General features: G+C 58.2%; 25 protein-coding genes and 1 pseudogene. 8 read left to right on the top strand and 18 right to left on the bottom strand.

Going from position 1 to position 21,525, the window contains the following annotated elements:
- Positions 1-2 precede the first annotated feature (2 nt).
- The 12 genes and pseudogenes from ACM6IN_RS25775 to ACM6IN_RS25720 form a co-directional block, all read right to left on the bottom strand.
- Positions 3-464 (bottom strand): phage virion morphogenesis protein, encoded by a 462-nt coding sequence (locus ACM6IN_RS25775; RefSeq protein ID WP_414916929.1) that lies wholly within the window; start codon positions 462-464, stop codon positions 3-5.
- A complete protein-coding gene (locus tag ACM6IN_RS25770; protein WP_414916928.1) occupies positions 461-937 on the bottom strand; it encodes a phage tail protein in 477 nt (158 codons plus the stop codon). Before ACM6IN_RS25770 ends, ACM6IN_RS25775 begins: the two co-directional genes overlap by 4 nt.
- Positions 934-1,119, bottom strand: a pseudogene (gene lysC / locus ACM6IN_RS25765) (Rz1-like lysis system protein LysC); the annotation flags it as partial. The pseudogene lysC and the gene ACM6IN_RS25770, both read right to left, overlap by 4 nt.
- Positions 1,034-1,477: an Rz-like lysis system protein LysB gene (lysB, locus tag ACM6IN_RS25760; protein ID WP_414916927.1), complete on the bottom strand. Its 444-nt coding sequence runs from the start codon at positions 1,475-1,477 to the stop codon at positions 1,034-1,036. The pseudogene lysC and the gene lysB, both read right to left, overlap by 86 nt.
- Entirely contained in the window at positions 1,474-1,680 is a 207-nt protein-coding gene (locus ACM6IN_RS25755; protein ID WP_414916926.1) for a hypothetical protein, read from the bottom strand. Before ACM6IN_RS25755 ends, lysB begins: the two co-directional genes overlap by 4 nt.
- Complete coding sequence (locus ACM6IN_RS25750; RefSeq protein WP_414916925.1) at positions 1,677-2,519, bottom strand: N-acetylmuramidase domain-containing protein; 843 nt, start codon at positions 2,517-2,519, stop codon at positions 1,677-1,679. Before ACM6IN_RS25750 ends, ACM6IN_RS25755 begins: the two co-directional genes overlap by 4 nt.
- Entirely contained in the window at positions 2,516-2,839 is a 324-nt protein-coding gene (locus tag ACM6IN_RS25745) for a phage holin, lambda family (protein WP_414916924.1), read from the bottom strand. Before ACM6IN_RS25745 ends, ACM6IN_RS25750 begins: the two co-directional genes overlap by 4 nt.
- Before the next feature lie 45 nt (positions 2,840-2,884).
- Positions 2,885-3,097, bottom strand: a complete 213-nt coding sequence (locus ACM6IN_RS25740) for a tail protein X (RefSeq protein ID WP_414916923.1) — start codon at positions 3,095-3,097, stop codon at positions 2,885-2,887.
- Positions 3,097-3,567, bottom strand: coding sequence for a head completion/stabilization protein (locus ACM6IN_RS25735; protein WP_414916922.1), 471 nt, complete (start codon positions 3,565-3,567; stop codon positions 3,097-3,099). Before ACM6IN_RS25735 ends, ACM6IN_RS25740 begins: the two co-directional genes overlap by 1 nt.
- A 104-nt stretch (positions 3,568-3,671) precedes the next feature.
- Positions 3,672-4,373, bottom strand: coding sequence for a terminase endonuclease subunit (locus ACM6IN_RS25730; RefSeq protein WP_414916921.1), 702 nt, complete (start codon positions 4,371-4,373; stop codon positions 3,672-3,674).
- 3 nt (positions 4,374-4,376) lie between these two features.
- A complete protein-coding gene (locus tag ACM6IN_RS25725; RefSeq protein WP_414916920.1) occupies positions 4,377-5,396 on the bottom strand; it encodes a phage major capsid protein, P2 family in 1,020 nt (339 codons plus the stop codon).
- Positions 5,397-5,439: 43 nt separating this feature from the next.
- Entirely contained in the window at positions 5,440-6,270 is an 831-nt protein-coding gene (locus ACM6IN_RS25720; protein ID WP_414916919.1) for a GPO family capsid scaffolding protein, read from the bottom strand.
- 169 nt (positions 6,271-6,439) lie between these two features.
- Here ACM6IN_RS25720 and ACM6IN_RS25715 point away from each other — a divergent pair, with 169 nt between their 5' ends.
- Together ACM6IN_RS25715 and ACM6IN_RS25710 are read left to right on the top strand one after the other, a co-directional pair.
- A complete protein-coding gene (locus ACM6IN_RS25715) occupies positions 6,440-8,197 on the top strand; it encodes a terminase ATPase subunit family protein (RefSeq protein ID WP_414916918.1) in 1,758 nt (585 codons plus the stop codon).
- 11 nt (positions 8,198-8,208) lie between these two features.
- Entirely contained in the window at positions 8,209-9,219 is a 1,011-nt protein-coding gene (locus ACM6IN_RS25710) for a phage portal protein (RefSeq protein ID WP_414916996.1), read from the top strand.
- Positions 9,220-9,314: 95 nt separating this feature from the next.
- Here ACM6IN_RS25710 and ACM6IN_RS25705 read toward each other — a convergent pair whose 3' ends face one another.
- Both ACM6IN_RS25705 and ACM6IN_RS25700 read right to left on the bottom strand, forming a co-directional pair.
- A complete protein-coding gene (locus ACM6IN_RS25705) occupies positions 9,315-10,058 on the bottom strand; it encodes a hypothetical protein (RefSeq protein WP_414916917.1) in 744 nt (247 codons plus the stop codon).
- Positions 10,036-10,806: a hypothetical protein gene (locus tag ACM6IN_RS25700; protein ID WP_414916916.1), complete on the bottom strand. Its 771-nt coding sequence runs from the start codon at positions 10,804-10,806 to the stop codon at positions 10,036-10,038. The genes ACM6IN_RS25705 and ACM6IN_RS25700 overlap by 23 nt, the downstream gene beginning before the upstream one ends.
- 980 nt (positions 10,807-11,786) lie before the next feature.
- Here ACM6IN_RS25700 and ACM6IN_RS25695 point away from each other — a divergent pair.
- Positions 11,787-12,107 (top strand): YbjQ family protein, encoded by a 321-nt coding sequence (locus ACM6IN_RS25695; RefSeq protein WP_007914076.1) that lies wholly within the window; start codon positions 11,787-11,789, stop codon positions 12,105-12,107.
- A 60-nt stretch (positions 12,108-12,167) separates the two neighbouring features.
- On the opposite strand, the gene ACM6IN_RS25690 is transcribed toward ACM6IN_RS25695, so the two are convergent.
- A complete protein-coding gene (locus tag ACM6IN_RS25690; RefSeq protein ID WP_414916915.1) occupies positions 12,168-12,446 on the bottom strand; it encodes a hypothetical protein in 279 nt (92 codons plus the stop codon).
- Between the two features lie 240 nt (positions 12,447-12,686).
- Here ACM6IN_RS25690 and ACM6IN_RS25685 point away from each other — a divergent pair, with 240 nt between their 5' ends.
- From ACM6IN_RS25685 to ACM6IN_RS25670, 4 genes are all read left to right on the top strand, one after another.
- Positions 12,687-12,875 carry a hypothetical protein gene (locus ACM6IN_RS25685; RefSeq protein ID WP_095114355.1) on the top strand — a complete coding sequence of 63 codons (189 nt, stop codon included), beginning with the start codon at positions 12,687-12,689 and terminating at the stop codon, positions 12,873-12,875.
- Positions 12,876-13,199: 324 nt separating this feature from the next.
- On the top strand, positions 13,200-13,571 hold the full coding sequence (locus ACM6IN_RS25680; RefSeq protein WP_007914079.1) for a glycine zipper domain-containing protein: 372 nt from the start codon (positions 13,200-13,202) through the stop codon (positions 13,569-13,571).
- A gap of 137 nt (positions 13,572-13,708) precedes the next feature.
- The gene (locus ACM6IN_RS25675) at positions 13,709-14,134 is read left to right on the top strand and encodes a glycine zipper domain-containing protein (RefSeq protein WP_095124920.1); all 426 of its coding nucleotides are present in this window, start codon (positions 13,709-13,711) and stop codon (positions 14,132-14,134) included.
- A 122-nt stretch (positions 14,135-14,256) separates the two neighbouring features.
- On the top strand, positions 14,257-14,424 hold the full coding sequence (locus ACM6IN_RS25670) for a hypothetical protein (RefSeq protein ID WP_007914082.1): 168 nt from the start codon (positions 14,257-14,259) through the stop codon (positions 14,422-14,424).
- 99 nt (positions 14,425-14,523) lie between these two features.
- Here ACM6IN_RS25670 and ACM6IN_RS25665 read toward each other — a convergent pair whose 3' ends face one another.
- Both ACM6IN_RS25665 and ACM6IN_RS25660 read right to left on the bottom strand, forming a co-directional pair.
- Positions 14,524-14,898 carry a hypothetical protein gene (locus ACM6IN_RS25665; protein ID WP_095114356.1) on the bottom strand — a complete coding sequence of 125 codons (375 nt, stop codon included), beginning with the start codon at positions 14,896-14,898 and terminating at the stop codon, positions 14,524-14,526.
- Complete coding sequence (locus ACM6IN_RS25660; RefSeq protein ID WP_414916914.1) at positions 14,891-19,678, bottom strand: RHS repeat-associated core domain-containing protein; 4,788 nt, start codon at positions 19,676-19,678, stop codon at positions 14,891-14,893. Before ACM6IN_RS25660 ends, ACM6IN_RS25665 begins: the two co-directional genes overlap by 8 nt.
- A gap of 246 nt (positions 19,679-19,924) precedes the next feature.
- Between ACM6IN_RS25660 and ACM6IN_RS25655 the strand changes: the two genes are divergently transcribed.
- Complete coding sequence (locus ACM6IN_RS25655) at positions 19,925-20,620, top strand: HAD-IA family hydrolase (RefSeq protein ID WP_064116942.1); 696 nt, start codon at positions 19,925-19,927, stop codon at positions 20,618-20,620.
- Between the two features lie 74 nt (positions 20,621-20,694).
- Here ACM6IN_RS25655 and ACM6IN_RS25650 read toward each other — a convergent pair whose 3' ends face one another.
- Positions 20,695-21,441, bottom strand: a complete 747-nt coding sequence (locus tag ACM6IN_RS25650) for a 3-oxoacyl-ACP reductase family protein (protein WP_414916913.1) — start codon at positions 21,439-21,441, stop codon at positions 20,695-20,697.
- Between the last annotated feature and the right edge of the window lie 84 nt (positions 21,442-21,525).

Here is a 21,525-nt window from a genome sequence, read left to right as displayed (position 1 = left end):
AGTCACGGAAACATGAAGTGATGGAGCAAGCTGTCTCTTATCAAATCGAGATCCATCTCGGTAAAACCGAGTAATGCACGGGACTGATATGTCGTATCCGGTGCGGTTGGTTCCGCACGATCCTTAAGTCCGTGCTGGTGCACCTTGGCTATCCGGGCTACTCGCCCGGTGAAACCGACGCTGATAGCATTACTATCACCATGCATCTGTAGAAAGCTAGCCGTGCGCAATTTCTGAAACATCTTCACCTTCCGCTTCACCCGCCCTCGCTTCCCGCGCAGATTGCGCTGTTTACGCGGGGCATACCTGCTGCCGTCTGGGTTTTGCTGCGCAAGGATTCGCCGCTGCTGGCTGCGGCGTAATGCTCGACCAACGCTCCGAGCCAGTTTGTTGCGCGCCGCCGGTTCAAGCTGCCCAAGCAGCCCCGCCGCCCAATCCTCCAGCGTTTCCAGTCGATCGGTCATTTCGGCAGCACCCATTCGCTACCGGTACCCTGTGCACCAGGTATCCAGTTCGGATCAAGAAAGTCAGCAGCCCGTTGCGGCTCACCGGGATGGCGAATGGTGGTGTTGCCCTGTTCATCCTTGCCCACCACTACACGCTCCGTCAGCGGCAGGGTCAGGCTCATATCCACTTTGCTGTTGTCGAGAATGTCAGCCTCGAACTGAATGCCGTCTGCGGCCTTACTCAAGTTTTCCAGCAACTCGGACTGGTGGACGCTCAACCAACCGAGCAGCGGCAGCATGACGCTGTCAGGATGCCCTGCGAAGTCGGTGAGGATGACCTGCAAATCGAAGCTGTACTCAAAAGACATCGTCTGCGCGGCTGTACAGCGGATCTTGCCGTTGTCGATGAAGATCAACAGTCGGTCGGGGTTGTGCTTGAGTTCGCCCACGGTGGCGAGCAGATGCGCCTTCAGGCTGTCGGGCTTGTTCATGGTCGGGCCTGCTGGTGTTGGTAAACTATATCCACTTGGCTCGCACAGTCTGCCCAAGCGGCCTCGACGCGATCTTGATCGGTGAGCTGATCACCGTTACTGCGCGGGCTGGTCGCCGGCAGCGTGCACGGCACGACGGCCGGACAACCACTGACGATAAGCGTCGGCGCCGGTGAGGGCGGGGCGTTCGCGCAGCCGGCGAGCAGCATCAGGCAAAAGCTGGGCAGCCCAATTGCGTAGATCGACGTTTTCACGTTTCAGAGCCTCTATGGTGAGTTCGCGCTTTGCCAGGCCTTGGCGCAGCTGATCCTGTCGTGCGCGCAGGGTGGTCTGGGCGTTGCGTTCTTTTTGCAGTGTGTCGCGCAACGCGTTGGCGTTGGCGAGGTTGCGTTCGGCTTGTTCTTGAGCGCTGCTGGCATCTTTTTCGGCCAGTTGTGTGTCCTTGTTCGCGCCGCTGATGCGCAGCTCCTGGCTCCAGATCAGCAGCCCCAGCGCTGCAAGCAATGCAACGCCGAGCAGGGCCTGCCGCAACGTACTCACGCCCGGTACCAGCCAAGCTGATTCATGTCGCCGATGTCCATGTGTTGGATTGGGCCGCGAATGATGATGACTTTCCGCTGAGGATCTTGGATGCGAAGCGCGTCACGTAGCTGCACCATGTCTTGCTGATCGCTGTTTTCTGGCACGACCAGCAGATCACCGTCCTGCACATTCAGCCGTTGCACCTCGTCGAAGTCGATCATGCCGCCACCGCCTGCCCGCAACCGCAGTCGTCGTGCCGCTCGTAAGCGCGTTGGAGTTTGATGTCGTACAGGTTTCGCTGGTAATTCGGTCCGTTGTAGAGCTTGGCGAACTCGGCCCATTTGCGGCTCTTCAGCGCCTTGTGCAGCACCGGGTCGGTTTCGATGAAGCGGACGAACGCGTCGAACTGCTGCGATTCCCCCGTGCTCATCGCGGCGACGAAGTCCTGCACGCTGCTGTAGCCCAAGCGCTGCCAGTGAAAGCCCATGATTTGGAACGCGCCCCACGATGCGGATTCCAGCGCGGCGGTGTCGTCGATCAGGCGAGCGGTCGCCAGGCGCTGGTGTTCGACGCTACCGCCGGCATAGCCGCCGGATTTCGGATTGACGATGGCCGGGTTGGTTGTGGCCAACTGATCAGCGTGGCGTTTGAGCGCAGCCGGATCGTCGCCTTCGTGGCGAACCTTCGCCAGTTGGCGATACATGATGTGCCGTTCGAACAGGATCACCGGCTTGCCGTTGTCGAGGAAACCACTGCCCTTCGATTCGACTTCATTGACCGCGTAGACGCTGGCCAGCGGCACGCCGAGACGTTCGGCAGCGTTGACCAGGTCGGTGTTCTTCAGCAACTGCTGGCAGTCGGTGCCAGCGAGCGCGTCAAGTGTCTTGTTGCCGGCGACGCCATCGGCTACCAAACCAACCTTGAGTTGATAGGCGCGCACGGCGTTCTCCGTGGCATCGCCATAATCGCCATCGACGTCCAGTTTTGCGCCGTGTTGGTTGAGGGTCTTTTGCAGATTGCGCACCGCTTGCGAGCGGTCACCGTGGCGAAGTGTGGTCATAGTTGCTCTACCTTGCGGTTGAAAATCTTCTTGGCGGCCGCGCGCGTGCCCTCGACGCCGAGCAGTCCGATCACACCGCCGAAGAACGGCGCAGTAGTAGCCGGAATCCCCAACAACGACAGCCCATGACTGGCGGAAAGAGCGAGTGCGCCGCACAGGGGAGCCTCGATCACCATGCGGCGCACGGTGCCTCCGCCATAGATCACGCGAAGGCTTGCAATGACCACGGCCAGCAGGCCGGAGTAGATGGCGGGCCAGTTCTGTTCGAGCCAGGCGGCGAGCCAGGCCCAGGTATCGGGACGGTCAGGCATGCGTTTCATTCCATGATCCAGAGTGGTTGGGTTCAAGGGCGTGGTGCGGGCGGTTCAGTCCCATAGGTTCACCATCTGCCGTTGCGGGGCGGCGGCTTGCGCTTCGGGCATTTGCACCAGAAGGCCTTGCGGCAAGGTCGGGCCGTGATCGGCAAGGCCGGGGTTGGCTTCGAGTACCGCTTCGGTCACGCCGGCGGTGCGGCCGTAGTGACGCCAGCACAGGGCATCGACGGTGTCGTTTTGTTGGGCGCGGATGCTGACGGTCATCAGATCAGCTCCACGGTGGTACGGCCGAGGCCGAGGAAGTCGCGTACGGCCCAGCGCTGGTCGCGGCGCAGTTCGTCGATGCTCGGTGTCAGCTCTTCGGCGTTTTGGTTGCCGCTGTTGGTGCTGTCGTAGGAGCGGTAGCGCTCGCAGATCTCCGCGCCGGTCGCGGCATAGATCGCTCGTTGGTAGAGGTGGACGAGTTCAGACTTGTCCTCGATCTGCTCGGCCGGTACGTCCGCAAGAGTGTCGTAGCCTTCGGCCTGCTTGGCGCGGCGCCATGCGGCGAACTCGCGGTTCACGCTGATGGCGGCGGCGATGGTCGCGGTTTCCAGACGGATCGGCGTGACGCTGGAGTCGATGCGCAAAGTGCCGCGCACGTCGTCGAGGTCGATCGATGGCCAGAAGGGGTCGGTGTTGATGTGGCCGCTGGGGGCCGGAGTAGTGCTGCCGCCCGCTACGAATCCGCTCATGAATCTGCGCTCTGTTGTAGGTCGCCGGTGGTCGGGGCTTCATGTTCAGGAGGAGCGGCCTGGCCGATCCGCCCCGAGCCGGCGGGGTGCGTGGGGACGCTCGGTTAGCTGCCAGCGGCAGCGAGTTTGTTGAGCAGGCGTTCGGCCCGCTCCAGATCCTTTTTGCCACCGCAGGCGTCGTGCAGGTCGATGGCTTTTTTCAACAGGTCGATGCCGGCTTGCACCTGGCCCGGTTCGCTGGGCTTTTCGTCGGTGATGCCTTCGAGTGTTGCGCGCCCCATGGCGAGGAACAGCTTGGCGCGTGCCTGGTCGGGCATGTCTTCGGCGTCGGTCAGCTCAGCAGTGCGGTGCAGGATGGCCAGGTCGAACGGCTCGCCGACCTTCTGCGCCTTGAATGCGGCGGTCGCGACCTCTTCGGCGACCAGACAGCCCAACGTGCGGGCGAAGCGGTCCGGCATGACCATCTTGTGTTGCAATACGTACTGGGCAATGTCGAGGCCACCGTGGAAGTCGCCGGCATCGAAGCGCCAGACCATGATGGTGGTCAGCACCTCGTCCTGTGCGCCTTGGCCGGCGTCCAGCACGCCTCGCACGTAGGGGATGTACTCAGGCAGGAGCTGACGTTTGAGTTCGGCCTTGCCTTGGTTCGACTGCACCTGTTTCAGGCGCAGGCGGTCTTGCAGCAGCTGGTTGAGCTGATGTTCGTAGGCCGTGGCGCCGGCCATGGTCTGCGTGGGTTCGGTCGCTGCCGCCTCAATGGCGGCAGTGACTCGCTGGAAATGCTGCTTCGCGAGGCTGCTGGCCATGGCTTATGCCCCTTCAAGCTCGATGTTTTCGACCAGGCAGCCGAGGCCGTAATCCTCAACGACATAGGCGTCATTGCTGGATTCGTAGTTCTCGACGCGGTTCTTTTCCGGCGCTTCCTTCACGTAGCGACGGCGTCCGCCGATCTGCCAGTAGATAGCGAGGTTGCTCAGCGTGGTGATCAATGCAGCGCCGTCGGGCACGTATGGCACTTCGACCGGTTGCTTACCGCCCATGCGCTTTTGGGAAAGAATCATGTCGGTCGCCAGTTTTTCGGTGGCCGGTTGTTCCTTGTTGATCAACGGGAAGTATTTGTCGTGCACCAAATTGCTGCCGAGGATGACGACGATGCCCGGATCCTTGCGGTGCCACGGGTCGATGAGGTTGGCAATTGCGTCGTACACCAGCGCGTCGAGGTTGTTGTAGTCCGCTTCTGCACCCGTGCCGATGACGATCTTGCCGGGAGCCTTACCGTCCTTGAGCACGCGCGCCGAGGCGTTGTTGCGGTACTGCTGAAGCCAGCCGATGTTGACGTCCTGCAACAACGGGTTGGCTTGGCGGTCAGTGGTGGCGGCAGCGCTGACGCCGTTGAAGCCAACCATGATGCGATCGAGGGCTTGGCGCTTGAGGATCGCGTCGCGCAGGCGTGCCTGGAAGTCGGGGAACTTTGCCCAGGCGTCGAGCTGCGCGTAGCGGATCGCGGTGTCAAAGTCGGTGTGCTTGGCTTCGTAGCCTTTCTTGTCCAGCGACGACACATCGCGAGGCTGACGCACGCCATTGCCGGTGGTGTCGGTGCGGCCGGCGATGGTGCTGCTGACGCCAAGGCCAACTTTTTCGCCTTGCAGCTCATCGACGCCGATGATGCCGATCTGGCCGAGGAATTCGCTGGATTCCTGCATGCGGGTTTCCAGCGTTTGCTGCACGGTCGGATCGACCGCGAAGGTGGCGGCAGTCGAGGACACGCCATTGAGGCGCGCCAACTGGCTCAGATAAGCGTTGAAGTGTTCGCGAGTGTCGTTACGCATGAATATCGTCCTTCGTGGGTCGGGGCTGTGGGTGGGCCGGCTGTCAGCAGTCAGTCATGACCTGGGTGTCGCCACCGGTGACCGGAGGGCGCTTCTTCTGGTTGTGGTCTTGGGTGTTCGAGAGCTTGGCCTTCAACTCGGTGAAGTCTTTGCTCAGTTGATCCAGCCGGGTATTCAGGCCGGCCGAGAACTTCTTCTCGGCGGCCAGTTGGTCCGGCAGGTCCTTGACGTGCTCGGCGACGGCTTCGACGGCTTGGCTGATCTGCGAGAACTCGGCGTCATCCTTGGCCTGTTTACCGCCGAGCAGGATTTGCACCTTGCTGAACAGCTGAGCGCCGAGGCTTGGTTTGTCCTCGATTTCTTCAAAGGTCAGCTCGGTTTCCAGCGCTTCGGTGAACATCGAGGTCGCGGAGTAGTGGCGATCCTTGAACGGGTTGGCGTCTGGCTTCTGCGCGGAGAACGCCAGAACATCGGTGCCGAGACTGGCCGGGGAGTCGGTTACTGCGAGCCCGACGATGTACGCCTCGACGGTATCGGCAAAGCTGTCGTCGATTTCGATGGAGGTGTAAATCTTCTGCTTCGCCTTGTTCATGGCGATCAGATCGGACGTCGGCTCAACCTGGGCGAACAGCGCCAGCTTCTTCTGGCCGTTGATGTCCACTTCTTCGGTCTTCACGGCCAACACGTCGCCGTAGGCCTTGAATGGGCTGTCCGGCATCACGCTACGGTAATGCTCCAGCCAGATGCGAGCGCCGTAGGTGGACGGGTTGAAGTTTTTCGCAGCCTGTTCCAGCCAGGTACGTTTGATGATGCGCTTGTCGGAGGTAGCGCCCTCGACGGCCACGCGGAACCAGTTGCTGCGAAATTTCTTCATGCCGGAAATCCTCATTGCTTGGGGCGCCTGCTGTTGGGTGAGCAGTGCGTTGCGATGAAGGGCATGGTCGTGACGCGCGCGAGTTGCGGCAATGAGGCGGGACTGTAGGGCAGGGCGGTACAAGGGGCAGCGCTATTGAGTCTCGGGCGCGGGCGGCAGCATCGCGGCCATGACTACGACCGAACTGCTGCCCATCGATCCCCGCCGCCAATCCAAGTTTCTCTACTGGATGGGTTGGCGCATCTGCGAGATTGCCGAGGCTACGGGCGAAAAGGAAAAAACGCTACACAGCTGGAAGGCCCGCGATGAGTGGGACCGGGCCGACAACGTCGAACGCATCGGCGGGGCACTGGAAGCGCGCTTGGTGCAACTAATCCTCAAAGAGGGGAAAAGCGGCGGCGATTTCAAAGAGATTGATCTGCTGCACCGGCAGTTGGAGCGGCAGGCGCGCATCCAGCGCTTTCAGGGTGGCGGTACCGAAACCGACCTCAACCCGAACCTGGCCAAGCGCAACGCCGAGCCGAAGAAGAAGGCCGTCAAAAACGAGATTGATGAAGACCAGATCGAGCTGCTGCGCGAGGCCTTCATCGATGGCTGTTTCGACTATCAGAAAGACTGGTACCGGGCTGGCAATCAGCGCACCCGCGTCATTCTCAAGAGCCGGCAGATCGGGGCGACTTACTACTTCGCCCGCGAGGCGTTCATCGATGCGCTGGAGACCGGGCGCAACCAGATTTTCCTGTCGGCCTCGAAGAACCAGGCCTATCTGTTCCGGGGCTACATTCAGGCGTTCTGCCGCGAGATTATCGGCGTCGAGCTGACTGGCGATCCCATCGTCTTGCCCAACGGCGCCGAGCTGTTTTTCCTCGGTACGAACGCGCGTACCGCCCAGGGCTATCACGGCAATTTCTACTTCGATGAGTTCTTCTGGACGTTCAAGTTCGAGGAACTGAACAAGGTCGCCTCCGGCATGGCGATGCACAAGAAGTGGCGCAAGACCTACTTTTCCACGCCATCGAGCATGGCCCACGAGGCGTACACCTTCTGGACGGGTGAGCGCTTCAATAAGGGCAAGCCGGCCGCGCAGCATACGAAGGTGGACGTATCCCACGGGGCGCTCCAGCAGGGGAGGTTCTGCGAGGATCGGTTGTGGCGGCAGATCGTCACGATTCTGGACGCGGAGCGGGGCGGCTGCGGCCTGTTCGACATCGAGGAGCTGCGCCGCGAGTACAGCCCCGAGGCATTCGCCAACCTGCTGATGTGCGAGTTCGTTGACGACGGTGCGAGCATCTTTCCGCTGACCCTGTTGCAGTCGTGCATGGTGGACAGCTGGGTCGAGTGGGCCGAGGACTACAAACCCTTCGCCATGCGCCCGTTCGGGGACCGTCAGGTCTGGATCGGTTACGACCCGGCCGAGACGGGCGACTGCTCCGGCATGGTCGTGGTCGCGCCGCCGTTGGTGCCGGGAGGCAAGTTCCGCATCCTTGAGCGCCACCAGTTCCGGGGCATGGACTTCGCCGCGCAGGCCGCGTTCATCAAGAGCCTCTGCGACCGCTACTGGGTGACGTACATCGGCATCGATGTAACCGGTTTGGGCAGCGGCGTGGCGCAGCTGGTTCGCCAGTTCTTCCCGGCGGTGACCACCTTCAGCTATTCCCCCGAAGTCAAAACCCGCCTAGTGCTCAAGGCCTATGACGTGATCCACAAGGGCCGGCTCGAATTCGACGCCGGCTGGACGGATATGGCCCAGTCGCTGATGGCGATCCGCAAAACCGTCACCGCCGGCGGACGCCAGTACACCTACACCGCCGGCCGCAACGACAACACCGGCCACGCCGACCTGGCTTGGGCACTCTTTCACGCATTGCACCACGAACCGCTTGAGGGGCAGACCTCTGCCAACACTGGGCGTATGGAGATTTACTGATGACCGAACAAATGGCCAACCAGACGTTGCCCGCGACCACACCCGCTACAGGCGCCGGGACCCAGGTGTTTTCCTTCGGCGAGCCGACGCCGGTGCTGGATGGGAGGGAGGTTTTCGATTATCTGGAGTGCTGGTTCAACGGGCGGTGGTATGAGCCGCCGTTGTCGCTGGATGGGCTGGCCCGGTCGGTGGGGGCGAGCGTGCATCTGCATTCCGGGTTGATGTTCAAACGCAATCTGTTGAGCAAGACTTTTATCCCGCACCCGCTGTTGTCGCGGGCTGCGTTTGAGCAGTTTGCTTTGGACTTTTTGTGTCTGGGCAATGGTTACCTGGAAGGGCGCCGCTCGCGATTGGGTGGGGTTCGGAAGCTGGAGACGCCGTTGGCCAAGTACATGCGCGCCGGGCCGGATGGGATATTTTACCAAGTGCGGGGGTGGAAGGATGAACACGCGTTTGAGCCTGACAGCATTTTTCATTTGCGTGAGGCAGATCTGCACCAGGAGATTTATGGCTTGCCGGAGTGGATCAGCGCTTTGCAGTCGGCGCTTTTGAATGAGTCCGCAACCCTTTTCCGACGCAAGTACTACGAGAACGGCAGCCATGCCGGGTTTATCCTTTACATGACTGATGCGGCGCAGACAGAAGCGGACATCGATGCATTGCGCAAAGCACTCAAGGAATCGAAAGGGCCGGGGAATTTTCGAAATTTGTTCGTTTACTCACCGACTGGGAAGAAGGACGGGATCCAGTTGATCCCCGTCAGCGAGGTGGCGGCGAAGGATGAGTTCAACTCGATCAAGAATCAGACACGGGATGACGTGCTGGCCAGCCTGCGCATCCCACCGCAGTTAATGGGCATCGTTCCGCAGAACGCCGGTGGGTTCGGGTCGATCAGGGAGGCGGCACAGATCTATGCGGCGAATGAGCTGGAGCCGATTCAGACGCGGATGGCCCAGCTAAACGACTGGTTGGGTGAGGAGATTATGAAATTCAAAGCCTACGAAGTAGGTGGGGAAGCGTAAAGCATCCACGTATCAAACGATGCGGCGCCTCTACAGGCGGTCTTTTCTGTCGTTATACGATTACATTTTATTATGTTTCGCTATTCGCATCCCTTTCAGTGTATTTTTTCAGGAGATAAAAACGTCTTGGTTGGGAAGTGTTCTTTTGCTATCTCCCACGTTTTTTTGCGCATTTCATGATTTGAGTCTAGGTTCTTGCAAAGCAAGTCGTATGTTACTTCGGTGAAGTTAATCGCGCTGTGATAGATAAGTGATCCAATGGTTTCTTTGAGTTTTTCTGGGTCTAATTGGCATCCGCTAATCTTATGCTCCTCAAACGCTGGTTGAACTTTTTCAACATCAAAGCTGCTTTTTAGTTCCATGCTTAAGATAGTTTGCTCGAAACGTTCTTGCTCTATTGTCAAAAATAGCAAGTGTCGCGTTTTGCTAGCGTCGGTTAGGAAATTCAAGCTTTCAAAGTCAATTCTGGCATCTTTGTAGCTCGGAAATTTCATAGCTCGCATAGAAAATGCACGTTCGATGTTAGATTGATACTGGTCAAGGACTTTTTTCATCTGAAACATAGCATTATATTGCCTTGTCAAGGTGAATAGGCATGTATCAAATGCATTTTTTTGTTTGTTGAGCTTTGAGTTTTTCTCCTCATATTTTCTAAATCGATAGGCAAAATACGAGCCGAAAAAGGCGCCAATTCCGGCAGAGAAAAATGGCCAGACTTTATCTGCGCTCGGTGAAATAGTCTTGTCGATTGCAAGACTTGAAAAATACCATAGGCTGAGAGTTGCGAGGCCTGTCAAGATCCCCATCCAAATGGGGTCATAACTTCTTATATTTTTCATTATAAACCTTGTCCTTTTGTTGGTTAGTTGGCTTTTTTTTCAGCTTCATCACAAAGCCTTTTCCAACGCATGTTGAGCAGTCTTCATTTTCTCCAAACCGATCATTGCATAAAGGGCAGATGCAGAATCTTGATAGCTCAATAAATGAGCGAAGCCTTGCGAAAGTATGAAGGTAGCGACACTCACGGGCAATCTGCGCGACATCGATCAAAGTCCGATAAATGTCAGGATCATCGAGCGGTTCATAGGTTTTGCCGTCGATCATGCGCGCTGCCTCAATCAACCTGTACCGCAGTCCATCAGGCATCGTCAAAACTAGCCCATCGATCCTACCAAATTCCCCGCTCATGCTCAGAGCAAGGTCAGCCCCATCCGCACTCGGGTAAACCTTTCCGTCGTAGGTATGTGTCGACCCCGGACGTTCGGCGGACACCTCATTGAAGATAGATCGGCTGATTGTCCCCAGCAGCTCGCCTGTGTAGTACTCCAAAACGTCGTAGGTCGAGGATCCCCGATAACGGTCTGGCGAATCCTGAAGCTCCTCTACGGCGTGCCAGTACGCCGCATCGGCCATCTCATTCATATCAAACTGCTGCAGCTGGTCAATCAAGCCTTCTGTCGCGAGCCTCGCTGCCATTGAGTGGAGCGTTTCACGGTGCGCTTCTGGGTTCTGCATTCGGAAGTTACGGTCGTCGAGGGTTGAGCGCCATTGCTGAAGTCTGAGCGCCTTGGCCTGGTCGAAATTCATGAGCTTCAATCACTGTACGATTACTGGTTGTTTGTACAGTATTGGAGTCGAGATGGGGACGCGAGCGCGAGGCGACGAACTGCTGATAATTCATGGGGGGGTGACGTGCAACAAGCCGCGCTGAGGAAGCCTGCTCACAGATGGCGCGCGCCGTCGTCCCCCCACCTCGCCTGCGGGCTAAATTGGTCTTATTTTCCGCAGTCCTGCGATCCGCTGAGCGCAGCCACGGCTGGGCTTTGTGAGACTGAATGAATGAGGCAAAAAGCCTGCGAATCCCTGCGAAGGATCGGGCACCCGATGCGTTTCCCAGGGTCGTTGGTTCGTCAGACATGAGGCACCGTCAGGCGCTGAATTTCAGGAGCGCAGTCGGAAAAAAGTAATGTGGCAATTCGGATATCGGTGGATCGCTGAAAGCCCCGTATTCATTGGCTTTGCTGGATTACTTCAGAAAGTAATTTTGAGTAATGAAAAAGGTAATGTGAGCGTAAGTGACTGATTTATAAGGGGTGGATAAATCAAAAAATTACTTCCTTAAAAGGTAATAACCTTACCTCTACATTACTTAAAAATTACCTTGTGCCGATCCCTCGCAGGCCAGTCAAATAAAGGCTCTCAGGCCGGTCAGTTGATTAAGTTACTGAAATTACCTTTTTCCGATGCCGCTCCCGAAAAAAGGGATACCCCTCCATGGCCCTTGGCTTATTCGACTGCCGCACAAACTCATGGGACCGCCGTGGGACCGCTTGCGCGCTAACTATCGCCCTGAAACCCTTATAAACCGGGGGCCGATGTCGCGAAAATCGCAATCGGGCGGTTTCGAATCTCTCCTTCACCGCCACATTCAGTACACAAAACCCCTGATTTCGAAAGAAGTCAGGGGTTTTGTGGTTTCTGGCGTCTGGATTTTATTGGCAGCGGCGTGAAGTCCGCTTTGAGCCATTACAATCGCGAATTTATTCCTCCGTATAGGGACGACATCCATGATCATTTCCACCACTCATACCATTGAAGGTCGGCAAATCACGGCATACCTGGACATTGTCAGTGCCGAGTCGGTGCAGGGCGTCAATGTGATTCGTGACATGTTCGCCGGTATGCGCGATTTTTTCGGCGGACGTTCGCAGACGCTAGAGCGGGCTTTGAAGGAGGCGCGTGTTCAGGCCACCGAAGAAATCAGGGAGAGGGCGCGTGCTTTGCAGGCGGATGCAGTGGTCGGGGTGGACTTCGAGATCAGCATGCCTGGCGGGAAGGGCGGGATGGTTGTGGTGTTTGCGACGGGGACAGCGGTGAAATTGCGCTGAATGTCGATCGCTGGTCATGTGAGCCCATCCAGATAATGGATGGGCTCTTTTTCTACGCCATCAGCCCTGTGGCTTGAGGATTACGGTGCCTCTCGAGTCGTAGGTCAGTGGTGTGTCGATGGCGACAAGAGTAGGCGTGTCCGAAGGTTGGCTCGGTTGCGCTGGCTCGCTTGGATGGTAAATGACACCAGGCTGCAGAATCGGCTTGTCCGGATACTTGATGGTGATTTCACCGGAAGCGATCTTGTCCTTGAGCAGTTCACCCCCGGCTTTGCCGGCAGCGATTTGTTCGTCCGTGAGCTTTACGACGGGTAGGTTCTGGAATCCGTTGATTTGCATGTTCTCTCCTTGAGATTCATTTGTATGAAAAAGGGCAACGGCCTGTCGGCAGAATTCTTTAGCAAAGCAAGACCAGCGGTTCGTGGTCGAGTTTAATTTTTTTGAGGCCACTCGTCGGGCGCCAGCTAATCTGAATCACAAGTCCAAGAGTGACCAACTAGTCTCAAAAGCATTGGAGGTCGATATTTTTCAGGCAAAACGGGTTTTGCCGGTGTCGATCTGTTGCGAAGGGGCGAAGATATGACTGATCCGTATATCGAAGACGATGGCGCTGAATTTTCCTTCAACAACTGCGTACGGTGCGGCCAGACTGAGTATCAGTCTGGATTTGGCGAAGATCCAGTGCAGATCGGCAAGATCAAATCCACGGCACCCAAGGGACCGAAGGCGAAATTTCTCCCCAAGGTCACCACGCGAGCCAGAAAATAATCTTTGTCTGAATAACCCCGTCATCGATCGGGGTTTTTTTATGACTGTGCGTTTGAAGAAATTTCTTACATTCGATGGCGGCAAAAATCAATTTGCTTTCACAAACTTTTCACGTCTGCCGCAGTAGGGTGAAGCCATCCGTTAGAAAGCAAGTCTCCAGCCCGTCTCCCCAGCGGGCTTTTTTTTGCCTGTCATAAAACCTTTTGCAGAATCGCTGTCCAATCGGCGCCATGTGCGCGAAGCCTCTGATTTCGTCTGGACTTTTGCGCGGCGACGGCATTAAATCCCGGCCCTTTTTGTCATCCCTATTTTGAGGTTTACGTCATGCGTTTAACACTGCCCGCTCTGGTTCTGGGGCTTCTGGTTGCTCAAGGTGCAATGGCTGCCGGTGATGGCACTGCGGCGCTGGGCGGTGGTTTGGGTGGCGCGCTGGGTAATGTCGTCGGCCAGAAAATGGGCGGCAGCACTGGCGCGGCCATTGGTGCTGGCGTAGCAGGCGCGGCGGGCAGCGCAGTGGCGGCGCGCAAGGGTAGCCGCACCAAAGCGGCGATTGGCGGCGGTGTCGGTGCAGCCGGTGGTTCGGTGATCGGCAACAGCCTGGGCGGCAAGACCGGCGCGACCATTGGTGCAGGCTTGGGTGGCGCAGCTGGCGGCGCAGTGGGCAGCAACTTGTCCAAAGGACACAAGCGTCACTGAGACTGATCGTTTGTCAGAAAAAGCCCGGCTCAATGTCGGGCTTTTTCATGGCTGAACGTTTTCCCGGTTTGCGTCTCCAATCTCACATAGGCCCATGTCTGGGCGGACTGTCCCGCTTCGGGAACTGTGAGGTTCATATGCGCTTGTCATTATCTGCACTGTTTTTCGGTTTGCTGGTAGCACAAGGGGCGATGGCCGCTGGTGATGGCACCGCCGCTGTGGGTGGCGGCCTGGGCGGCGCGCTCGGCAATGTGGTCGGTGGACAACTCGGTGGCAGTACTGGCGCAGCGGTAGGTGCAGGCGTTGGCGGCGCGGCCGGCAGTGCCGTCGGGGCGAACAAACGCAATCGAACCGAAGCCGCCATTGGCGGTGGTCTCGGCGCGGCGGGCGGCTCGGTCGTCGGCAACAGCCTCGGCGGCTCGACCGGTTCGACCATTGGCGCTGGGTTGGGCGGCGCGGCCGGTGGTGCGGTCGGCAATAACCTCGGTGACGATGGCGGATCTCATTCGGGTGGTGGCCACAAGCACAAGAACAAGAACAAACATAAAAACCGCCATCATTGATGGATGGTTAAACGGAAACCCGGCATTTTGCCGGGTTTTTTGCATTCACTTGTCGGACTCCGGAACGATTGGCTGTAAGGCCTTTCGAACGTTATACACGCCACGAAATGATGAGGTTTGCCATGACTCCCGAAACTGAAGGCAAGGAAGAGAAGGGTTCGAGTGGATTGCCGTTTATCAATGACCCGGGGAATGAAGATCCGGGCTCACTGATGGATGATGCGACGGTGCCGCTGAATGATTCGGATGAGGCGGATATGGAGTATGAAGAGGATGAGGATGAGCAGTGAGCGTAATTATTAGATTCACACCTGCTTTTGGCGTGATCGCCGATTTTTTGGGGCCTGTTTTTCTCAGGCCCTTTGTGAGGTTCGAATAATACTTGCGACTCAGAATGAGACGTCAATTCTTTCGGCAGTGATTTTGACGAACTGTCCGTTGAGGTGCGGGTATTCGAAATGAATGCCTTGATCCGCGAATTCAATTACAGACCGGAAAGAGTCCCCATCCATGTAACCATAGATATCACACGAAAACCCATCGTCTAGCATCTCGATACGTGGTTCTTCATGTTCTGCTTTTATGATGATTAATTCGTCAGGCAAGACCATTTCGAATTCGGCCTCATAATTTCTTCCTTCTTCAATGACTGATGGACAGTAACCTGCGAAGCATCGGATGCTCACACTTTGAACGCTAAGCACAATCAATTCTTCGATGATTGGATCGATTTCAATTATTTGTACGAGATATCTCTTAGTCATGGGCCGGCCTCACTGTTTTATCCTTCGCATCGCCATTTATCGTTCGCCATAATTCCTTTCCGCTTTTTGCGTGAAGGGTTGTGATTTCATTGTTTTGATTTGTTCCCAAAAAAGCGAATTTAGCCTCTCCCTTCCGGTTGTTTCCCATAAGTTTCAGATAGCCTGATCGGGTCTCACCCTTGTATTTATACTCAATTCGTGTGCCATGATTTACCAAAAATCTGGCCATGCTTAAGTATTCTTCTTTGCTCTCGGTTTTGAACTCTGAACCATGCTTTTGAAAGTGGTCATCAAGTTTATCTTCGCTACCAAAATCTTTTGGTGGTGATCTTGTTGTTGGAAGTCTAGGTTCACCGTCATTTACTTTAGCGCCGCTGACACCTCCCGGCACCTCACAACCAGGTTTCTTCGGCGGTGGACAATTGGAACTCAACCCCAACGGATCCACCCACCCCGTCGGGTTCGGCACGTACTGGTACTGATTCAGCCCACCCGCCAACTTGATCGGATCTGGCGTCAGATACCGCCCCAGCCTCGGGTCGTAATACCGGTGCCGGTTGTAATGCAGCCCACTTTCCGCATCGAAGTACTGTCCCTGAAAGCGCAGCGGCTGGTTCAGGTAGTCGTCGCCGGCGAGGGTCAGTGCGGCGATTTTGCCGTAGGCGTCGTATTGCGCGGACCAGACGATGTCGCCGCTGTAGTCGGTGAGTTCCTGCGGGGTGCCGAGGTGGTCGAGTTGGTAGTAGAAGGGGCAGGCTTTTTGCGGGCCTTTGCCGTCGAGCAAGGCGAGCGGGCGGAAGGTGCCGGGTTCGTAGACGTAGCTGCGGTATTCGTTTTCGCTGCTTTCGGCGACGAGATGCTCGCCTTGCCAGAAAAACTCGGTGGTCTCGCCGTTGACGGTTTTGCTGATGCGTCGGCCGAAGGCGTCATAGCGATAGCTGGCGGTTTGGCCGTCGGGGCGGGTCAGGCCGATCAGGCGGTGCTGGCTGTCGTAGCGGTATTCGGTGACCAGTGTCTGCGCGCGGCCACGGCGTTCGCGGATCAGGTTGCCGAAGGCGTCGTAGTCGTAGTGGCGGTCGCCCTGCATGAGCAGGCGGTTGCCTTTGATCTGGCTCGGACCGGGGCGGTCCTGCATCAGCAGGTTGCCGGCCGGGTCGTGGGCGAAGCTTTCCGGCAGTTCGTCACGTGAGTGGCGTACGCGGATGAGGCGGTCGAGGGCGTCGTAGCCGTAGGTGCGCTGGCCGTGGCGGCTGTCGGCGATGTGTGCGAGATTGCCGTTGGCGTTGTAGGCATAATCGCGGCGGAACAACGCATCGCGCTGATGGCCTACGGCGTGGGCGAGTAATCGGCCCTGATCGTCGTAGGTATATTCGCTGAGCAGCAAACCCTGCTGGCGTTGCCGTTCGCGTCCGGACTGATAGACATGACGGGTCAGCGGCGTGCCGTTGAGGTCGATGTCGGTCAGCGCGCCACCCTTGGCGTGGCGGTAGTCGAGCACGCTGTTGTCCGGCAGGCGCATGCGCTTGAGCTGGCCGCAGGCATCGTAGCGGTAACGCAGGGAGCCCCAGCCTTGATGCTCGGTGATCAAGCGGTCCTGGCGGTCGTACTCGAAGGCCAGCGGGTGTTGCTGGCCGTCGTCGACCCCAATCAAACGGCCGAGGCGGTCGTATTGGTAGGTGACCTTGATGCCGTCGGGCAGGGTTTTGACGAGCAACCGGCCTGCGCCATCGCGCTCATAAGCAGTGAGCAAACAAGAGCCGTCATCACCGAACTCGGTCTTTTCCAGCAGATGCCCGTTGAGGTCATAGGCATACGCCGTGCGCCGGCCATCAAAACCGCTTTCCTGGCGAATCAGCCCGGTCGGCGTGTAATCCAGCCGGTATTTTTCCCCGGACTCGTTTTCAATCTCGGTGAGCAGCAGTTGCGCATGGTCGTAGCGGTACTGCACCTGCGTGCCGTCGGGGTTGATCCGCCGCGAAACCAGGTGCAGATCGTCGTCGTATTCGTAGCGGGTGATGCGCCCGAGTTCATCGCGCTCGGCAGTGACCTGACCGTAGGCGCCGTAGCTGTAAGCACGGGTATTGCCGGTAGGAGATGTCGTCTGGATCAGTCGGCCAACCGCATCCCAATGCTGACGGGTGACTGCACCGTGTTCGTCGGCGGTTGTGGTCCGCCGCCCCAGCGCGTCGTAGGAAAAGCGCCGCACGCCACCGTCGGGCAAGGTCTCTTCAATGAGTTGGCCGAGGGCATTCCAGACCAGCCGATGCCGGCTGCTGTCCGGGTAACGGATCGACAGCAACTGCCCACGGGTGTCGTAGTAGTAATGGGTGACCTGGCCATCGGGATCGACCGCTTCGGTGACATCGCCCTCGGCATTGCGCCGGTAGATCCACACCGCGTCACCGCGAGAGCGTTTATGCAGGAAACCGTTGCGATACTCGTAGGACGTTGGCGCGTCAGCCGGCGGAATCAGCGCGCTCAGCCGTCCGACCTCGTCGTAGCTGTATTCGGTGACCGCCCCCAAGGCATCCTGCTCGGCAATCAACCGCCCCGCAGCGTCATAGGCCTTGAGCTGCTCACCACCGTCGGCTTCAACCTTGCGCACCAGCCGTGCACGCTCGTCGTGCACGTACGTCTCTTCGGTGCCATCGACGTAATGCACTGCGACACTGCCGTCGTCGTTCCAGACGTAACGCGTGTCCATCTGCGAGAACGACGCCCAGTGGCGCACGCAACGCGCAGCCTTGCCCGACCGTTCCCACTCCCAGAAGAAGCTCGCGCCGCCCGCCAGTTGCCGCTGCAGGATTACGTGAGCGTCGTCGTAGTCGTAGCGCTCGCTGTCGCCGACGGCGTTGGTCGCTTCGATCAGGTGCCGGTAAGCGTCGTAGCGGTAACTGATCAGCGCCTGTTCGGTACTCCAGGCACCGTCGCGAAACACCTGGTAATCCACACCAACCAACTGCGCGCGGTCATAGCGCAACAGCAGCGAACGCCCGGCGCCGTTGTCCAGTCGCTGCACCCGGTCAGAGCGATCGCGCTGCACCGTCAGACGGTTGCCATAGCTATCGCTGATCGCCGTCAGCCGTCCTGCGCGAAAGTGATAGAACCGCGCCGTTTCCCCGGCCAGCGCGAGGATCAGCTCTTCCGGTTCATCACCCAGAAAGATCGCCGCCCGCGACAGACTGTTGTGAATCGCCGGTCTTTCAACGCTCGGCAACGGAAATCGAGTGCGCCGGTTTTCGTGATCGACCCAAACAACCTCATCAGCGAAAAACTCCAGCCGATGTGCCAGCGAATGACTCCAGCCAAACCCCAACCCGACATCGATTTCGGCGGCACTGCTGCGATACAACCGCGTGAACTCAAACGGCAACACGCCATCAAGCACCGCATCGCTCAGGGTCAGCAGTTCTTCGCCGGTGACCATCGACACCGGGCAGCCATTGGTGCAGGTGAAGGGCACGCAATCAGCGCTGTCGCCGTTAGGATTTTTCGCCTGATCCGGCGAGTCGTCGTGAGGCTCATGCCGTTCCATTCGGCTCGAAGCGCCAGGCTTGTCCCGCACCACAGGCGCCGGATTCGGCACCGTCAACACCAGCGAATCGGCCTGACGAATGTTCAGCGGTATCGACGGTGTCGGTTTCAACTCAACGTCACGCGCGTGAAACATCAGTGGCTTCAACGCGCCCGCGTGTCTATTCAGCTCCGGCGCAGAAGTCAGTTCCGCCAACCGCAACGCGGATGCCGCCAACCACTCTCGAGCCCGGGGCGACTTGATCTTCGCCAGCACTTTGCTGCTCAAACGCAGTGGCACGCCGACGCCACCCGACAACGACGTCAGCAGAAAACCGATCAGCAGTTCGGCCCGCACCTCGGCCACCACTTCAGCCAGATACTGCGGCGGCAGCATCTTCAGCCAACTGGTAAACGCGGCCAGATGAATGAACAGCAGCGGTTCGTCACTGAGGACCAGCAGACCGTTGGCAATGGCGTCGCTGGAGGCATTCAACAACGCCTCAAGCTCGGCCTCGCTGAGGTATTCCAGAAGTTTTGCGCTGTTGGCCTGCAAGTCGGCGAGGAGGGCAAAGAGCTGTTTGATGTCATCCCAAACGCCGTTCAGGGCTTGCTCGAACCCGCGCCAGTCGACCTGTTGCAACTGACCGTAACGCTCAAGAAACCCGGCGCTGGAAAACTCCGTCCATTGTGGTTGAAACCCTGCCCACTCAGAGCGTAGCCAGCCCTCCAGGCCTGCAATGACACCTTGATAAGAGGCATACAGAGCACGCACATGGTCGGTGGAAACATCGGGAAAGAAGGTGATGCGATAACGCTGGCCCCGATCGCAGTCGGTCACCTGCAGAATGCCGCTGGGGCCGATGGTGTAATGCAGCGCTTCGCCGAAAGTCAGCACGCCGCCGACATCGGCAAGCACCGGCTCGAGGGTCACCGGGGTATCGCCAATCGGCACAAACCGCGCGGCGTCGAACATGTGCACCAGCGTCAGCGCCCCGCTGGCCGGGCACATGACCACCGATGAACTGAGCGGCTGGCGCGACTTGATCGGCGCGCTGAGGCGCACGTCGTTGCCGACAGTAAACACCTGCTCGACATCCAGCGCGGTCCCGGTCCAGAACTGCTCGGCCCAAGCGTCGTAGTGGTTCAGACACAGGCGAAACTCGCGGATCAGGTGTTCGAAGTCCGGCTCATCGGGATTCAAAGCAGCAACAACGAGCAGGCCGATGCTGTTGTTCAGGACCAGAAGCCGATCGGTTGGAAGCATTCGCAGTCTCTCGCGCACATCAAAAAGGTGCGGGGACTTTGCGGGGGATCAATCAGGAAAGAAGTCGGGCGAGTAGGTGTTATCTGTAGGATGTTTCGCTAAATATCCGCGAGTAGTTCATCGCCCAACAAACATTGCCCGTTGCTCAATGTCCGTCGCGCTCGTTATGCTGCTGAACCCTTTAATCAGATCCGCGTAGCGGCACCAACCGTGCCGCCCGGGATGTCTTTGTTAACGGATCCGATGATGAATGCACCGCTGAAGGCGTTCGGCCCGATCAAGGCCGTGATTTTCGATATGGACGGTTTGCTGCTGGACACCGAGGGCATTTACACCGAAGTCACCTCGCTGATTGCCCAGCGTTACGGGCGCACTTTCGACTGGAGCATCAAGCAGAACATCATTGGTCGCGGGGCCAACGATCTGGCGAACTACGTGGTGCAGGCACTGGATCTGCCGATCACCGCCGAAGAATTTCTGGTGATTCGCGAGCCGCTGATGCGCGAGCGTTTTCCCACCGCACAAGCGATGCCGGGTGCCGAAGAGTTGATCCGCCATCTCAAGGCGCACAACATCCCGATTGCCGTGGGTACCAGTTCCTCGCGTCAGTCGTTCGGCCAGAAAACCACGCTGCACCGCGACTGGTTCGCGCTGTTCGATTTCATTGTCACGGCAGACGATCCGGAAGTCGGCGCGGCGAAACCTGCGCCGGATATCTTCCTCACCGCCGCCCGACGTCTCGGTGTCGCGCCTGAAGATTGTCTGGTATTCGAGGATTCACCGTTCGGCGTGACCGCAGCGAAAGCCGCCGGCATGACCGCGATCGCCATTCCGGACGCAGCCATGGCCGATGAAAAGTACGCACACGCTGACGGGATTCTTCGTACGCTGAAAGCGTTCACGCCAAGTGCTTGCGGCTTGCCGGCGCTGGAATGGGCGTAAACATCTGACACAAAAAAACGCCGCCCCTCTGTAACAAGAGGGGCGGCGTTTTTCGTTCAGTCGACTCAGATAAATCAGGCGCCGAAACCACCGTCGATGGTCAGGCTGGCACCGGTGATGTAGCCGGCTTCCGGACCTGCCAGATAAGCGACGAAGCTGGCGATTTCTTCAGCTTTACCGTAACGCCCGACCGCCATCAACGGGATCAGGCTTTCGGCGAAGTCACCGTGTGCCGGGTTCATGTCGGTATCCACCGGGCCAGGTTGCACGTTATTGACGGTGATGCCGCGTGGGCCAAGGTCGCGGGCCAGACCTTTGGTCAAACCGACCAGCGCCGATTTGCTCATCGCATACACACCGCCACCGGCGAAGGGCATGCGGTCGGCGTTGGTGCTGCCGATGTTGATGATGCGCGAACCTTCGCCCATGTGTTTGGCGGCTTCCTGCGAGGCGATGAACACGCTGCGAATATTGATCGCTACGGTCTGGTCGAAGTCTTCGAGTTTGAATTCTTCCAGTGGAGCAACGGCCAGCACACCAGCGTTGTTGACCAGAATGTCGAGGCGGCCAAAGGCTTCGACCGTGGCGCTGACGGCGTGGCGGATGGCGGCGGCATCGGCGCTGTCGGCCTTGATCGCCAGGGCTTTGCCGCCGTTGCTGGTGATGCTGTTCTGCAACTCTTCGGCTTTCGCCGCGGAGCTGACGTAAGTGAAGGCTACTGCAGCGCCTTCAGCGGCCAGACGTTTGACGATGGCTGCGCCGATACCACGGGAACCGCCTTGAATCAGAGCGACTTTGCCGCCGAGGTGTTGAGTGGTCATGTTCGATCTCCAGAGTGTTCAAGGCGGGAGTGCCTTGGTGTTGGTGGCGAGTATCGGCGTAGCATCGACAACTGTGTAGACCAT

The organism is Pseudomonas sp. IT-P395 (genome assembly GCF_949767675.1).
Lineage (GTDB): Bacteria > Pseudomonadota > Gammaproteobacteria > Pseudomonadales > Pseudomonadaceae > Aquipseudomonas.
This window is presented reverse-complemented; position numbering and strand designations above follow the sequence as displayed.